Raw genomic sequence first — 14,322 nt, 5'->3', positions numbered from 1 at the left:
GCAGCACTTGAAAAACATCATCCATTTCTCGCACGCGAACGGTTTTCCCGCGTCGACCTACCGGACCATCTTCGCCGAGCTCGCCGACGACTACGACGTGCGTTTCATCGAGCGCATCGGCCACGACACACGCTTTCCGGTGACGCAGGACTGGCCGCATCTGGTCGAACAGTTGCTCGACGACATCAGCCGTTCCTATGAGCAGCCGGTGTGGCTGGTCGGCCATTCGCTGGGTGGTTATCTGTCGCTGATGGCCGCGCTGAAGAAACCGCAGTGGGTGAAGGGTGTCGTGATGCTCGATTCGCCGGTGATCGCCGGCTGGCGCAGCAGCATGCTGCGCGTGTCGCAATGGACCGGGCTCGACGAGCGCCTCTCGCCGGCGGCCGCCACGCGCGCGCGGCGCACCCAGTGGGCGAGCCGCGACGAAGCCTGGCGGCACTTTCATTCGAAGGCCGCCTTTGCACGCTGGGACGAGCGGATGCTGTCCGACTATATCGACTTCGGCATTCCGCAGAGTTCGCCGGACGGCACGCGCACGCTCGCGTTCGATCGCCGCACCGAGTACCGGATCTACAAGACCTTGCCGCACACGCTCGGCTCGCGGCTCGCCCGCGGCGCGCCGGTGCCGGTCGGGTTCATCGCCGGGACGCATTCGAAGGAAATCCGTCAGGCCGGACTGGACGCCACGCGCCGTGCAACCGGCGGTCACCTCGAGTGGATCGAGGGCAGTCATCTGTATCCCATGGAAAAGCCGCTGGAAACGGCGCGGGCCGTGCAGCGCATGTTGCGTGAACTGGAGCGGCGCGCCTGAGGTGAGCCGGGCCGGTTCCGAGGCCGCTGCCCTCTCAAGACGCGCGGGGTCCAACGCCGCCGCTCTCTCAACGACGGCGAGCGCGTGAATCGACGGGGAGGGTGGCGCGAGCCGCCCCATCGGGAGACCGATACGCAGGCCCGTCACGGCCATGTGTTAAATACGGTGTGAAGCTGCACATGGCGCGAAACCGGCGGTAACATGCGCGAATGGATTCATGCATGCCGCGCCGAAGCAGGATGGGCAATCCATGAGCAGCAAGCGAGCAGCGCACGAGCAGCACGCGAGTCGTCAGGCAGGAGCAGGCGGCGCATAAAACGGTGCAGGATCGGTGCGGACGCCGCGCATTTTGCTGGGTTGGTACCCTGCTTTACGGTATAATCCGTTTTTCCCGCGAGCATCCAGCGATGACCAAATATGTTTTCGTCACCGGCGGCGTAGTATCTTCCCTCGGCAAGGGTATTGCCGCCGCTTCCCTCGCCGCGATCCTCGAATCGCGCGGTCTGAAAGTCACCCTCCTCAAGCTCGATCCCTACATCAATGTCGACCCCGGCACGATGAGTCCGTTTCAACACGGCGAAGTGTTCGTGACGGAAGATGGGGCGGAGACTGACCTCGACCTCGGCCACTATGAGCGCTTCATCAGCACGAAGATGCGCAAGGCCAATAACTTCACCACGGGCCAGATTTACGAATCGGTGATCCGCAAGGAGCGCCGCGGCGACTATCTGGGCAAGACCGTCCAGGTGATCCCGCACATCACGAACGAAATCCAGGCTTTCATCGAGCGCGGCGCAGCGTCTGCGACGTGCGGCGAGCCGGATGTCGCCATCGTTGAAGTCGGCGGTACGGTGGGCGATATCGAATCGCTGCCGTTCCTCGAAGCCGCGCGTCAGATGAGCCTGCGCCTCGGCCGCAACAGCGCGTGCTTCGTGCACCTGACGCTGGTGCCGTGGGTCGCGACGGCCGGCGAGCTGAAGACCAAGCCTACCCAGCATAGCGTGCAGAAACTGCGCGAAATCGGTATCTCGCCGCACGTGCTGCTGTGCCGTGCCGACCGTCCCATCCCGGACGACGAGCGCGCGAAGATCTCCATGTTCTCCAACGTGCCGGAAGACGCGGTGATCTCCGTGTGGGACGCGGACAGCATCTACAAGATTCCGCAAATGCTGCACGACCAGGGCATGGACGCGATCGTCTGCGACGAGCTCAAGCTCACGCCGAAGCCCGCTGACCTGTCCATGTGGTCGGCCATGGTCGAGAAGCTCGAACAGCCGAAGCACGAAGTCACGATCGGCATGGTCGGCAAGTATGTGGACCTGACGGAGTCGTACAAGTCGCTGATCGAAGCGCTGCGCCATGCGTCGATCCACACGTCGACCAAGGTCAACATCGAATACATCGACTCGGAAGAGATCGAAACGCAAGGCGTCGAGAGCCTCAAGCATCTGGACGCCGTGCTGGTGCCGGGCGGCTTCGGCCGGCGCGGTACCGAAGGCAAGATTGCAGCCATCCGCTATGCGCGTGAAGCCAAGGTGCCGTACCTCGGCATCTGCCTCGGCATGCAACTGGCGGTGATCGAATTCGCGCGCGACGTGGTCGGCCTGAAGGACGCGAACAGCACTGAGTTCGATCCGGGCACGCCGAACCGCGTGGTCGCGCTGATCACCGAATGGTATGACCGTGACGGCCGCGTCGAAAAGCGCACCGAAGAGTCGGACCTCGGCGGCACGATGCGCCTCGGCTCGCAACGCTGCCCGATCAAGCCCGGCACGATGGCCGAAGAGATCTACGGCAAGGACGTGAACGAACGTCACCGTCACCGTTATGAAGTCAATAACCGCTTCGTGCCCCAGCTCGAAGGCGGCGGCCTTATCATCAGCGCCCGTACTCCGAGCGAAGATCTGCCGGAAATGATGGAATTGCCGCGCAGCATGCACCCGTGGTTTGTCGGTGTGCAGTTCCACCCGGAATTCACGTCCACGCCGCGCGATGGGCATCCGCTGTTCAAATCGTTCGTCGAAGCGGCGCTGGCGCACCAGCAGTCGCTCGTCGAGGAGAAAGCATGAAACTGGGCGATTTCGAAATCGGACTGGACAAGCCGTTTTTCCTGATCGCGGGCACCTGTGTCGTCGAATCCGAACAGATGACGATCGACACGGCCGGCCGGCTGAAGGAAATCTGCGCGAAGCTGAACATCCCGTTCATCTACAAATCGTCGTACGACAAGGCCAATCGCAGCAGCGGCAAGTCGTTCCGCGGTCTGGGCATGGACGAGGGCCTGCGCATCCTGTCGGAAGTGAAGCGTCAGCTCGGCCTGCCGGTGCTGACCGACGTGCATGCGGAACACGAGATCGAGCAGGTCGCCTCGGTGGTCGACGTGCTGCAGACGCCGGCGTTCCTGTGCCGCCAGACGGACTTCATTCACGCCTGCGCGCGTTCGGGCAAACCGGTCAACATCAAGAAGGGCCAGTTTCTCGCGCCGCACGACATGAAGAACGTGATCGACAAGGCGCGTGACGCCGCACGTGAAGCCGGTCTGTCGGAAGACCGCTTCATGGCTTGCGAGCGCGGCGTGTCGTTCGGGTATAACAACCTGGTGTCGGATATGCGCTCGCTTGCGATCATGCGCGAAACCCACGCGCCGGTCGTGTTCGACGCCACCCACTCGGTGCAGTTGCCGGGCGGGCAGGGCACCAGCTCGGGCGGTCAGCGCGAGTTCGTGCCGGTGCTGGCGCGTGCCGCAGTGGCGGTCGGCGTCGCCGGGCTTTTCATGGAAACCCATCCGAATCCGGCGAAGGCCATGTCGGACGGTCCGAACGCCGTGCCGCTACATCGCATGGCCGATCTGCTCGAGACCTTGCTGACGCTCGATCAGGCCGTGAAGCGCACGCCGTTCCTCGAAAGCGATTTCAACTGATGCAGGTCCGCGCGCGGTGTCGACCCCTAAGCCGACGCGGCGCGTCTGAATCCGCTTTACACCCCGAGTTGAACCCAATGGTCGTCCAACGTGTCTGCTTAGAGGCTGCGCCTCGTACGTCAGACGCCGTTTCACCGTAAGAATCCAACGTCATTTCTTGAGGAAACCATGAGTGCTATCGTAGATATCATCGGTCGAGAGATTCTCGATTCGCGAGGCAACCCCACCGTCGAATGCGACGTGCTGCTCGAGTCGGGCACGATGGGCCGCGCTGCGGTTCCGTCGGGTGCATCGACGGGTTCGCGCGAAGCGATCGAACTGCGCGACGGCGAAGCCGGCCGTTACGGCGGCAAGGGCGTGCTGAAGGCTGTTGAGCACATCAACACCGAAATCTCCGAAGCGATCATGGGCCTCGACGCTTCCGAGCAAGCTTTCCTCGACAAGACCCTGCTCGAACTCGACGGCACCGACAACAAGTCGCGCCTCGGCGCCAATGCGATGCTGGCTGTGTCGATGGCGGTCGCCAAGGCTGCCGCCGAAGAAGCCGGCCTGCCGCTGTACCGCTACTTCGGCGGCTCGGGCGCGATGCAACTGCCGGTGCCGATGATGAACATCGTCAACGGCGGCGCGCACGCCAACAACAGCCTGGACATCCAGGAATTCATGATCGTGCCGGTCAGCCAGCCGACCTTCCGCGAAGCACTGCGCTGCGGCGCCGAAGTGTTCCACGCGCTGAAGAAGATCCTGAGCGACCGCGGCATGAGCACGGCGGTGGGCGACGAAGGCGGTTTCGCACCGAACTTCGGCAGCAACGACGAATGCCTGTCCACGATTCTGCAAGCCATCGAGAAAGCCGGCTACCGCGCCGGTGAAGACGTGCTGCTGGCACTGGACTGCGCCGCGAGCGAGTTCTACCACGACGGCAAGTACCAGTTGGCGGGCGAAGGCCTGCAACTGTCGTCGACGGAATTCGCGGACTATCTGGCGAATCTGGCCGACAAGTTCCCGATCGTCTCGATCGAAGACGGCATGCACGAAAGCGACTGGGCCGGCTGGAAGATCCTGACCGACAAGCTCGGCAAGAAGATCCAACTGGTGGGCGACGACCTGTTCGTCACCAACACGCGCATCCTGAAGGAAGGCATCGACAAGGGCATCGCCAACTCGATCCTGATCAAGATCAACCAGATCGGTACGCTGACGGAGACCTTCGCCGCGATCGAAATGGCCAAGCGCGCCGGCTACACCGCCGTGATCTCGCACCGCTCGGGCGAAACGGAAGATTCGACGATTGCCGATATCGCCGTGGGCCTGAACGCCGGCCAGATCAAGACGGGTTCGCTGTCGCGTAGCGACCGGATCTCGAAGTACAACCAGTTGCTGCGTATTGAAGAGGACCTGGGCGATATCGCCAGCTACCCGGGCAAGTCGGCGTTCTACAATCTGCGTTGAACGCCAAGCTCAGCCATCCAGGCTTGAGCGCGGGTTTTGACCGTTGAGCCGGTTCTCTTTCGTTTCTGATTCAGCACGCCGCCCTGCGTATAGCGCAGGGCGGCGTGTATTTATTGTGCTTACTTCATGCGGCTTGTCACTGCTGTCCTGATCGTACTGCTGGCGCTGATCCAGTACCCGCTCTGGTGGGGGCATGGCGGCTGGCTGCGCGTCCATGAACTGCAAGGCGAACTGGCGCAGCAGGTGCAGAAGAACGCCGACGAGAAGCTGCGCAACGAACGCATCGCGGGCGAAGTGCAGGATCTGCAGAACGGTACTGCGGCGGTGGAAGAGCGCGCGCGCTACGAGATGGGGATGGTGAAGGACGGCGAGGTGTTCGTGCAGTTCGTCTCGCCCAACGCACCGTTGCCGACGCCGAATAACGCCTCGGTGACGACCTCGACGCGTGGCGAGGTCTCGGCCGCGCCGGTGCGCGTGGTGCCGAATCCGGAATCGCGGGCGAAGCCGGATCGCAAGCACGCCGGCAAGGACGCGAAGGACAAGAGTTCGAAAGAGAAGAAGCCGGCGCATTGAGGCGGCAAGCCTCAATGACGCCGACGCCACTTAGTGGCACATCACCAGCCCCATCCCCAGCCCGGCGCATAGCCGTAGCCCACGCCACCACCCCAGCCGGGGCCCCAGCCGCCGCCGTAGTACCCGCCATAGACCGTCACCGGAGGCGTGTAGTAGCGCGCCCAGGCCTGGGCGGCGTTATCGGCCGCGATGGCCTGGTTCTGGTCGGCCATGACCTGCTTGTCGATGGCGTCGTAGCGCTGGCGTTCTTCTTCAGTCAGCGGACGCGTGCCGTTGGGCAAGCCGGACTGGTCGGCCGGCAGACGGCTGTAGATCGGCGACGGACCCGGCGGGTCCATCACGCAACCGGTCAGCAGCGCCGTACCGGACACCAGAGATAGCGCGACGCACGCACGAAGGGTTTGCAGTAACGGAGTAGGGTTGTTCATTGTTTTTGACCTCCATCGGTCGCACCCCTAAGCAAACCGCGAGCAGAGGGCGCCACCCATGTTCCACGATATCGCGCCGCCTTGCAGTTGTCAGGCGGCGCGATCGACCCGTCTTAATGCCGCTGGTCCGCAGCGGGAGAGACACCTTGTGAGAGCTCGCTGGCGACAAAAAGTTGCGCCACATCGACCGGATCGAACTCATAGCGCTGGTTGCAGAACTCGCAGTGAATCTCGACGTGGCCGCGCTCTTCGATCACGCTGTCCACCTCTTCGCGGCCGAGCATTTTCAGCATCGCTCCGACCTTCTCACGCGAGCAGCTACATTCGAAGCGCGCCGGCGCCGGTTCGAAATGCTGAACGTTTTCTTGCCAGAACAGGCGCCGGAAGACGGTCTCCGGCTCTTCCTTGAGCAGTTCGTCCTGCGACAACGTGCCGCCGAGCGTGCAGACGCGCTCCCAGGTGTCGACGTCGAGCTCGCCCGGGTGCGGGACGATGCCGCCGTCGCCGGGCAGCTTCTGCAGCAGCATGCCGACGGCGCGTTCGGTATTGGCCGCGAGCCACAGGCGCGTGTCGAGCTGCTCGGAGTGGTGCATGTAATGCTCGAGCACCTCCGACATCGACTTGAGCGGACCGTCGAGGCCCGACAGCGGCACGATGCCCTGATAGGGCTGCTGGCCCGGCTGCTTGACGCGCGGGTCGAGCGTGATCACGCAGCGGCCGTGGCCGCTGGCGTTGACCAGTTCGATGAGCGTCGTGTCGTCGCCGATGGTGCTGTCCGCTTCGCCGGAAAACTTGGCGGTGGCGCGCATCGAGAGATCCGAGCTGCATTGCACCACCAGCATCTTGACCGGACCGTCGCCGAAAATCTGCATGATGAGCGTACCGTCGAACTTCAGGTTCGCCGACAGCAGCGCGCACGCGGCCATCATTTCGCCGAGTATCGTGCGCACCGGCGCCGGATAGTCGCGGCGGGTCAGCACTTCTTGCCACGTATTGCGCAGCGAAACGATCTCGCCGCGCACCGGCGCTGCGCTGAACATGAATTTTTGCAACTGGTCGTTCACAACTTTTCCTCGGTCGAATGGCACAGCTCAGTGCTGCGCGTGCGGCATGCCTAGCCGATACGCACGAGCTGCGCCTTGAAAAATGCGCGCCGTTCGGCGTAATTGGCCGCGTTACGGCGCATGCCGGCGATGTCGGCTTCCGTCAGTTCGCGCACAACCTTGGCCGGCGCGCCCAGAATCAGCGAATTGTCAGGAAATACCTTGCCCTCGGTGACGACGGCGCCTGCTCCGACCAGACAGTTGCGGCCGATCACCGCACCATTCAAGACCACCGCCTGAATTCCGACGAGCGCGCCTTCCTTGATGGTGCAGCCGTGCAGCATGGCCTGATGGCCGATCGTCACGTTGGCTTCGATGGTGAGCGGGTAGCCGGGATCGGTATGCAGCACGGCGCCTTCCTGGACGTTGCTGCCCTGGCCGACCGAAATCAGTTCGTTGTCGCCGCGGATCGCCGCGCCGAACCAGATGCTCGAATTTTCCTCGAGCGAGACCTTGCCGATGATGGTTGCGGTATCCGCGACGAACACGCTCTCGTGGATGGTAGGGGCTGCATCGCCCAGCTTGTAAATTGCCATAGTGTGTCCTGTCGGTGCGGGCGTGACGGCCGTGCAAAGGCCGCGCCGTAAGCTCGAATGGCGTATTGTAAACGGTTGTGCGGATGGGCCCGCCTGATGCTGCCGGTTGGGCCGCGGCGCTCGGCGAGTCGCCGGGCGTTCTCCGGCCGGTTTCCGCTCCTTTCCCAGCCGCTTTCCTGTCTCGCCACGCTGCCAGTCCGCCACGATGAATTCCGCCGTTTCTGCTGCTTCCGACATGCCTCGCACATCGTCTGAACCTTTGTCTGAACCTTCGTCTGAACCCTTCTGTGCCCGCACCGAGGCGCTGCGCGCGCTGCGTCAGTGCGATCCGCTCGCCAAGGCCGACGCCGTGCGGGCGCTGTACGCCAGCGTGCTGCAGGGCGACGCGGCCTGCTCGCCATCCTCGCCGCTCGATGAGCCGCCCGGCCTGCCCGGACGGCCGGAACGCCCCGAACTGGTCGAGCCGCGCAAGCTCGGCCGGCGCAGCATGCAATCGCCCGAGGGGCGCGCCGTGCTGCTGCACGCGCTGGCGCACATCGAGTTCAACGCCATCAATCTCGCCCTTGACGCCGTCTGGCGCTTCGGCGGCATGCCGGCCGCCTTCTACACCGACTGGCTCAAGGTGGCGGCCGAAGAGGCCCACCATTTCTCGCTGCTGGTCGCCCGGCTTGCCGAATTCGGTCATGCCTACGGCGATTTTCCCGCCCACGATGGCCTGTGGGATATGTGCGAGCGCACACGCGGCGACGTTCTGGCGCGCATGGCGCTGGTGCCGCGCACGCTCGAAGCGCGCGGCCTCGATGCCTCGCCGCCGATTCGCGCGCGGCTGCAGCAGGCGGGCGATCACGAATCGGCGGCGATTCTCGACGTCATCCTGCGCGACGAGATCGGCCACGTGCTGATCGGCAACCGCTGGTTTCGCCACCTGTGCGAACAGGGCAGTCTCGATCCGCACAGCACCTACGTTCAGCTTGCCGACCAGTATCACGCACCGAAATTACGCGGCCCGTTCAATTTTGAGGCGCGCCGCGACGCCGGTTTCGACGAGGCGGAACTGGCCGCCCTGGCGGGGCTCGAGGAGCGGCCGCCGGCCGCGGAGTAAGCGGTCCGCCGACGGGCCGTACCTTCCCCCGTACCTACTTTTGACCACCCGGCGACCACCCGGCGCTTTCCCGCTGACTTGCGCCGCGTCTTCCGTTCGCCGTCTATCTCGTTATAATCGAACGATCATTCTTTTTTCTGGCGCAGCCCGCTCATGAACACTCCCGAATCCGACTTCATCTCCGTGCGCGGCGTGCGTCTGCACGTGCGCCGCTGGGGCAATCCCGGCGCCCCGACGCTGTTCATGCTGCACGGCTGGATGGACGTCGCGGCGTCGTTCCAGTTCGTGGTGGACGCGCTCGGCGGCGACTGGCAGGTGATCGCACCGGACGCCCGGGGCTTTGGCCTGTCCGACTGGCCGGTGGCGGAGCGCGGCGGCGGCAGCTACTGGTTTCAGGACTACGTGGCGGATCTCGACGCGCTGCTCGACCACTACGCGCCGTCCGGCGAAGTGAACCTGGTGGGGCACAGCATGGGCGCGAACGTGGTTTGCCTCTATGCCGGGGCGCGCCCGGAGCGGGTCCGGCGGGTGGTGGACCTGGAAGGCTTCGGCCTCGCGGCGGCGAAGGCCAGCCAGTCGCCAAAGCGTTTGCGTAGCTGGCTCGACGAATTGCGCGAGCCGCCGCAATTGAAGCGGTACGCCTCGCTCGACGAGGTCGCGGCGCGTCTGACGAAGACCAACCCGCGCCTCGCGCCGCAGCGCGCACGCTTTCTGGCCGAGCACTGGTCGAAACCGGACGGCGCGGGCGGCTTCATGTTGCAGGCGGATCCGGCGCACAAGCTGCGCAGCCCGCTCCTGTATCGCCTCGACGAAATCATGGCGGTCTGGGCTAACGTTCGCGCCAAGGTGCTGCACGTCGAGGCCGCCGGCTCGCCGACCCTCGCACAGATTGCCGGCGACGTGCCGCTCGACGAGTTCAAGGCGCGTTTCAGCGCGTTTCCCAACTGGCGCGAAAAGATCATCGAGGGCGCGGGTCACATGGTCCACCACGATCAGCCGGAGCAGGTTGCTGCGCTGATCGAGGGATTTTGCGCATAATATTTTTACCTGACCGAATATCCCGCAAAGGATTGCGCGTCATCGAATCGTCTGCTGGGCTTACTGCGTTGCAGTAAAATGAACGCAGAACCTTCTTAAGACACAGATGAACGCCGACCTCCACTGTCACTCCACCGTTTCCGACGGCCAGTTTGCCCCCGCCGACGTCGCGCGCCGCGCGCACGCCGGCGGCGTCACCTTGTGGGCGCTCACCGACCACGACGAAGTGGGCGGCCAGCTGGAAGCGCGCGCAGTCGCCGAGGAACTCGGCATGCGCTATCTGAGCGGGGTGGAGATTTCGGTGACGTGGGCTTCGCGCACGGTGCACATTGTCGGCCTGCATGTCGATCCGACCAACCAGACGCTGATAGACGGCCTTGCGCGCACCCGTAACGGCCGCGCCGCACGTGCCGAGGCGATCGGCGAGCAACTCGCCACGCTGGGCGTCCCGAACGCCTACGAGGGCGCGCTGAAGTACGTCTCCAATCCCGACATGATGTCGCGCACTCACTTCGCGCGCTTCATGGTGGACAGCGGTTACGCGAAATCGACCCAGGACGCGTTCACGCGCTTCCTCGGCGACGGCAAGCCGGGCTATATCGCCCACCGCTGGTCGAAACTGGCCGATGCGGTTCGCTGGATCCAGACGGCCGGCGGTGAGGCCGTGATCGCGCATCCGGGTCGCTACGAGTACACCCAGCTCGAATTCGATGCGCTGTTCGGCGAGTTTATCGATCTCGGCGGTAAGGCGATCGAAGTCGTGACCGGCAGTCATACGCCGGACCAATATCGCGAATATGCAGAGGTCGCGCGCCGCTTCGGTTTCGAAGCCTCGCGCGGCTCCGATTTCCACGCGGCGGGCGAGGGCCGGGTCGAACTGGGCAGTCTGCCGCAGTTGCCGTCCGACCTGACACCCGTCTGGCAACGCTGGCTTTAACTGTGCGCGGTACTGCGGCGGCACGCCTTGCGCGTGCGCCGCGCAAGCAGGAGGTGTCGGCTTTGATGAGCGCGCTGTCAGAGCGCCTTTGGCCGGTCCGATTCTCACGATAGCTACCATGTCCCAATTCTTTCGGCTCCATCCCGACAATCCGCAGCCGCGCCTGATCAAACAGGCAGTGCAGATCATCAACGACGGCGGCGTGGTTGCCTTGCCGACCGATTCGAGCTACGCGCTCGCCTGCCACCTCGACGACAAGACCGCCGTGGAGCGCCTACGGCGGATTCGCGGTCTCGACGAGCGTCAGTTGCTGTCGCTGCTGGTCCGCGACCTGTCGGAGCTCGCCAATTTCGCGATGGTGGATAACCGCCAATACCGCTTGATCAGATCGGTCACGCCGGGGCCATACGTGTTCGTGCTCGAAGCCACCAAAGAAGTGCCGCGGCGGCTGTCGCATCCGTCGCGCAAGACCATCGGGCTGCGGGTGCCGGATCACGCGATCACGCTGGCGATTCTTGAAGAACTCGGCCAGCCGCTGCTCGGCACGACCCTGATCATGCCGGGCGAGACCCAGCCGCTGAACGATGCCGAGGAGATCCGCGCGCGCCTCGAGAAACAGCTCGATCTGGTGATCGACGGTGGCCCGTGCCCATGCGAGCCGTCCACCATCGTCGATCTGACCGGGGCGGAACCGGTGCTGGTGCGGGCAGGGCGCGGCAGCCTGGCGCCCTTTGGCCTCGAACAGCCGGCATGAGCGATCGCACCGTCGCCTGCCGCACGATTGCCTGCATGAGCGAAAGCGGACAGACGCACGCCATGGCGTTGTTACAATAGCCGGCTATGGACTCCTCCCTGATACAGACCGTCGCGGTCTACGCCTTGCCGGTGATTTTCGCCATTACGCTGCACGAAGCCGCCCACGGCTACGTCGCGCGCCTGTTGGGCGACAACACCGCTTACGCACTCGGCCGCGTTTCATTCAACCCGATGCGTCACATCGACCCGCTCGGGACCATCGCGATTCCGCTCCTGCTGTACTTCGCCACCAGCGGGGCGTTCATGTTCGGTTACGCCAAGCCGGTGCCGGTGGCGTTCGGCAATCTGCGCAATCCGCGCTGGGGCAGCCTGTGGGTCGCGCTGGCCGGGCCGCTGTGCAATTTCGTGCAGGCGCTGGTGTGGGGCGTGTTCGCCGTGGCGCTCGGCGTGGCCGGCGTCGACGAACCGTTTTTCACGCGCATGGCGGCGGCCGGTGTCGGCGTCAATCTGGTGCTGGGCGTGATCAACCTGTTTCCGCTGCCACCGCTCGACGGCGGTCGTGTCCTGACCGCGCTGCTGCCGCCGCGCCCGGCCATTGCGCTGGCGCGCCTCGAGCCGTATGGTTTCTTCATCGTGATGGCGCTGGTGGTGAGCGGCCTCCTGACCCGCTTCTGGCTGAGACCGCTGGTCAGCCTGGGCTACGACGCCGTGACCGCCATCCTGACCCCTATCGCTTCGCTCTTTCAATAAAACCATGTTCCCTGACCGTATTTTCTCCGGCATGCGGCCTACCGGCTCCCTGCACCTCGGCCACTATCACGGTGTGCTGAAAAACTGGGTCCGGCTGCAGTCCGAATATCCGTGCTTTTTCTGCGTGGTCGACTGGCACGCGCTCACGACGCACTACGAAACGCCCGAAGTCATCGAAAAGAACGTCTGGGAAGTGCTGATCGACTGGCTCGCCTCGGGTATCGATCCGGCCCAGGCCACGCTGTTCATCCAGAGCAAGGTGCCCGAGCATGCCGAACTGGCCTTGCTGCTCGGCATGAGCACGCCGCTCGGCTGGCTCGAACGCGTGCCGACCTACAAGGAGCAGATGGAAAAGCTGAAGGACAAGGACCTGTCCACCTACGGCTTCCTCGGCTACCCGGTGCTGATGGCGGCGGACATTCTGCTGTATCGCGGCTCGCTCGTGCCGGTCGGCGAAGACCAGGTGCCGCACGTCGAAATGACGCGTGAAATCGCGCGCCGCTTCAACTACCTGTACGGCCGCGAACCGGGCTTCGAAGAGAAGGCCAACGAAGCGGCGAAGAAGCTGGGCGGCAAGCGCTCGAAGCTCTATCACGAGCTGCGTAACGCCTATCAGCAGGAAGGCGACGACGAAGCCCTCGAACAGGCGCGTGCGATGCTGCAGGAGTCGCAAAGCCTGTCGCTGAACGATCGTGAGCGTCTTTTCGGCTACCTCGAAGGCTCGCGCAAGATCATTCTCGTCGAACCGCAAGCCATGCTGACGGAAGCGTCGCGCATGCCGGGCCTCGACGGGCAGAAAATGTCGAAGTCTTACGGCAACACGATCGGTCTGCGCGAAGACGCCGAGACCATCGCGAAGAAAGTCCGCACCATGCCCACCGACCCGGCGCGCGTGCGCCGCACCGACCCGGGCGATCCGGACAAGTGCCCGGTGTGGCAACTGCACCAGGTCTACACGGACGAAACCACCCACGAGTGGGTGCAAAAGGGCTGCCGTTCAGCCGGGATTGGCTGTCTGGACTGCAAGCAGCCGGTGATCGAAGGCATCCTGCGCGAGCAGCAGCCGATGCTCGAGCGCGCCCAGAAGTACATGGACGACCCGTCGCTGCTGCGCGCCATCGCCGCCGACGGCTGCGACAAGGCTCGCAAGTTCGCCACCGAAACGATGCGCGATGTGCGTGAGGCAATGGGCCTCTCGTACAATTGAGGTTGTTGACGTCCTCGAGGCGTCTGGCACCTACTGCGCGCAGCGCTTTTTGCAGGTCATGAGCGAACCCGCTATCACCGTTTCTCACGCGCCGCTCGGCGAGCCGTCGCGCTGGGTGCGTCACTGGACGCACCTCGTGGCGCCCGGCGGCGCCGTGCTCGATGTCGCGTCGGGGGCAGGGCGGCACGCGCGCTGGTTCGCTGGCCGCGGTCATCCGGTCAGCGCGCTCGATCGCGATGCGGCAGCGCTCGCCGCCATGCGCGACGAGCCGCTGATTACGACGCTCGCAGCCGACCTCGAAGGCGCGTCCTGGCCGCTGCCTGACAGCGCGAAATTCGCTGCGGTGGTGGTGACGAACTACCTGCATCGCCCGTTGTTTCCACACCTGCTTGCGGCGCTTGCGCCCGGCGGTGCGCTGATTTACGAGACCTTCGCGCACGGCAACCAGAGCGTCGGCAAGCCGTCCAATCCGGCCTTCCTGTTGAGGCCGGGCGAGTTGCTCGACGTTGTCCGTCCGCGCTTGCGGGTGGTCGCGTTTCAAGATGGTTTTCTCGCGCAGCCGCGTCCGGCTTACGTCCAGCGGATCTGCGCAGTTCTGGAGGCGGAGCCAGCCTTCGACGGCACACAGGCTGACAGGCAGGGCGACACCCAGGGCCTACCCCCGCCTTGTTACGAACTGGCTGGCTAATCCGCTACAATCGCGGTTTAC

Annotated in this window: 15 protein-coding genes; 12 read left to right on the top strand and 3 right to left on the bottom strand. The window is 64.4% G+C overall.

Translation table 11 applies throughout. The features are described 5' to 3' along the window. Nucleotides 1–7 precede the first annotated feature (7 nt). From BUS12_RS23730 to ftsB, 5 genes are all read left to right on the top strand, one after another. Nucleotides 8–811, top strand: a complete 804-nt coding sequence (locus BUS12_RS23730; protein ID WP_074299850.1) for an alpha/beta fold hydrolase — start codon at nucleotides 8–10, stop codon at nucleotides 809–811. Nucleotides 812–1,218: 407 nt separating this feature from the next. Beyond that, nucleotides 1,219–2,880: a CTP synthase gene (locus tag BUS12_RS23725; protein WP_074299848.1), complete on the top strand. Its 1,662-nt coding sequence runs from the start codon at nucleotides 1,219–1,221 to the stop codon at nucleotides 2,878–2,880. After that, nucleotides 2,877–3,731 carry a 3-deoxy-8-phosphooctulonate synthase gene (gene kdsA, locus BUS12_RS23720; protein ID WP_074299846.1) on the top strand — a complete coding sequence of 285 codons (855 nt, stop codon included), beginning with the start codon at nucleotides 2,877–2,879 and terminating at the stop codon, nucleotides 3,729–3,731. The genes BUS12_RS23725 and kdsA overlap by 4 nt, the downstream gene beginning before the upstream one ends. A gap of 168 nt (nucleotides 3,732–3,899) precedes the next feature. After that, nucleotides 3,900–5,183, top strand: coding sequence for a phosphopyruvate hydratase (eno, locus tag BUS12_RS23715; protein WP_074299844.1), 1,284 nt, complete (start codon nucleotides 3,900–3,902; stop codon nucleotides 5,181–5,183). A gap of 126 nt (nucleotides 5,184–5,309) precedes the next feature. Then, a complete protein-coding gene (gene ftsB, locus BUS12_RS23710; RefSeq protein ID WP_074299842.1) occupies nucleotides 5,310–5,756 on the top strand; it encodes a cell division protein FtsB in 447 nt (148 codons plus the stop codon). Between the two features lie 41 nt (nucleotides 5,757–5,797). Here the strand turns inward: ftsB and BUS12_RS23705 are convergent, their stop codons facing one another. From BUS12_RS23705 to BUS12_RS23695, 3 genes are all read right to left on the bottom strand, one after another. Further along, nucleotides 5,798–6,184, bottom strand: coding sequence for a hypothetical protein (locus BUS12_RS23705; RefSeq protein ID WP_074299840.1), 387 nt, complete (start codon nucleotides 6,182–6,184; stop codon nucleotides 5,798–5,800). Nucleotides 6,185–6,297: 113 nt separating this feature from the next. Further along, nucleotides 6,298–7,248, bottom strand: coding sequence for an Hsp33 family molecular chaperone HslO (gene hslO / locus BUS12_RS23700; RefSeq protein ID WP_074299837.1), 951 nt, complete (start codon nucleotides 7,246–7,248; stop codon nucleotides 6,298–6,300). 50 nt (nucleotides 7,249–7,298) lie between these two features. Continuing rightward, complete coding sequence (locus BUS12_RS23695) at nucleotides 7,299–7,823, bottom strand: gamma carbonic anhydrase family protein (RefSeq protein WP_074299835.1); 525 nt, start codon at nucleotides 7,821–7,823, stop codon at nucleotides 7,299–7,301. 205 nt (nucleotides 7,824–8,028) lie between these two features. On the opposite strand from BUS12_RS23695, the gene BUS12_RS23690 reads away from it, so the two are divergent. The 7 genes from BUS12_RS23690 (at nucleotide 8,029) to BUS12_RS23660 (ending at nucleotide 14,301) form a co-directional block, all read left to right on the top strand. After that, nucleotides 8,029–8,925, top strand: coding sequence for a ferritin-like domain-containing protein (locus BUS12_RS23690; RefSeq protein WP_083640585.1), 897 nt, complete (start codon nucleotides 8,029–8,031; stop codon nucleotides 8,923–8,925). Nucleotides 8,926–9,078: 153 nt separating this feature from the next. Further along, nucleotides 9,079–9,963, top strand: coding sequence for an alpha/beta fold hydrolase (locus BUS12_RS23685; RefSeq protein WP_074299831.1), 885 nt, complete (start codon nucleotides 9,079–9,081; stop codon nucleotides 9,961–9,963). Nucleotides 9,964–10,069: 106 nt separating this feature from the next. Further along, the gene (locus BUS12_RS23680; RefSeq protein WP_074299829.1) at nucleotides 10,070–10,900 is read left to right on the top strand and encodes a 3',5'-nucleoside bisphosphate phosphatase; all 831 of its coding nucleotides are present in this window, start codon (nucleotides 10,070–10,072) and stop codon (nucleotides 10,898–10,900) included. A 118-nt stretch (nucleotides 10,901–11,018) separates the two neighbouring features. After that, nucleotides 11,019–11,654 (top strand): L-threonylcarbamoyladenylate synthase, encoded by a 636-nt coding sequence (locus BUS12_RS23675; protein ID WP_074299827.1) that lies wholly within the window; start codon nucleotides 11,019–11,021, stop codon nucleotides 11,652–11,654. An 86-nt stretch (nucleotides 11,655–11,740) separates the two neighbouring features. Next, a complete protein-coding gene (locus BUS12_RS23670) occupies nucleotides 11,741–12,406 on the top strand; it encodes a site-2 protease family protein (RefSeq protein WP_074299825.1) in 666 nt (221 codons plus the stop codon). A 4-nt stretch (nucleotides 12,407–12,410) separates the two neighbouring features. Then, on the top strand, nucleotides 12,411–13,613 hold the full coding sequence (locus tag BUS12_RS23665) for a tryptophan--tRNA ligase (RefSeq protein WP_074299823.1): 1,203 nt from the start codon (nucleotides 12,411–12,413) through the stop codon (nucleotides 13,611–13,613). 58 nt (nucleotides 13,614–13,671) lie between these two features. Next, the gene (locus BUS12_RS23660) at nucleotides 13,672–14,301 is read left to right on the top strand and encodes a class I SAM-dependent methyltransferase (RefSeq protein WP_074299821.1); all 630 of its coding nucleotides are present in this window, start codon (nucleotides 13,672–13,674) and stop codon (nucleotides 14,299–14,301) included. The last annotated feature ends 21 nt before the right edge of the window (nucleotides 14,302–14,322 follow it).

The organism is Paraburkholderia phenazinium (assembly GCF_900142845.1).
GTDB lineage: Bacteria > Pseudomonadota > Gammaproteobacteria > Burkholderiales > Burkholderiaceae > Paraburkholderia > Paraburkholderia phenazinium_A.
Note: the sequence above shows the minus strand (reverse complement) of the source record. Positions and strands in the feature narration are given on the sequence as shown.

What these genes read in the sequence shown, in the direction of transcription:
- BUS12_RS23725 (WP_074299848.1), top strand. Translation starts at nt 1,219, where the DNA reads ATGACCAAATATGTTTTCGTCACCGGCGGCGTAGTATCTTCCCTCGGC.
- kdsA (WP_074299846.1), top strand. Translation starts at nt 2,877, where the DNA reads ATGAAACTGGGCGATTTCGAAATCGGACTGGACAAGCCGTTTTTCCTG.
- eno (WP_074299844.1), top strand. Translation starts at nt 3,900, where the DNA reads ATGAGTGCTATCGTAGATATCATCGGTCGAGAGATTCTCGATTCGCGA.
- ftsB (WP_074299842.1), top strand. Translation starts at nt 5,310, where the DNA reads ATGCGGCTTGTCACTGCTGTCCTGATCGTACTGCTGGCGCTGATCCAG.
- BUS12_RS23705 (WP_074299840.1), bottom strand. Translation starts at nt 6,184, where the DNA reads ATGAACAACCCTACTCCGTTACTGCAAACCCTTCGTGCGTGCGTCGCG.
- BUS12_RS23695 (WP_074299835.1), bottom strand. Translation starts at nt 7,823, where the DNA reads ATGGCAATTTACAAGCTGGGCGATGCAGCCCCTACCATCCACGAGAGC.
- BUS12_RS23690 (WP_083640585.1), top strand. Translation starts at nt 8,029, where the DNA reads ATGAATTCCGCCGTTTCTGCTGCTTCCGACATGCCTCGCACATCGTCT.
- BUS12_RS23685 (WP_074299831.1), top strand. Translation starts at nt 9,079, where the DNA reads ATGAACACTCCCGAATCCGACTTCATCTCCGTGCGCGGCGTGCGTCTG.
- BUS12_RS23680 (WP_074299829.1), top strand. Translation starts at nt 10,070, where the DNA reads ATGAACGCCGACCTCCACTGTCACTCCACCGTTTCCGACGGCCAGTTT.
- BUS12_RS23675 (WP_074299827.1), top strand. Translation starts at nt 11,019, where the DNA reads ATGTCCCAATTCTTTCGGCTCCATCCCGACAATCCGCAGCCGCGCCTG.
- BUS12_RS23670 (WP_074299825.1), top strand. Translation starts at nt 11,741, where the DNA reads ATGGACTCCTCCCTGATACAGACCGTCGCGGTCTACGCCTTGCCGGTG.
- BUS12_RS23665 (WP_074299823.1), top strand. Translation starts at nt 12,411, where the DNA reads ATGTTCCCTGACCGTATTTTCTCCGGCATGCGGCCTACCGGCTCCCTG.
- BUS12_RS23660 (WP_074299821.1), top strand. Translation starts at nt 13,672, where the DNA reads ATGAGCGAACCCGCTATCACCGTTTCTCACGCGCCGCTCGGCGAGCCG.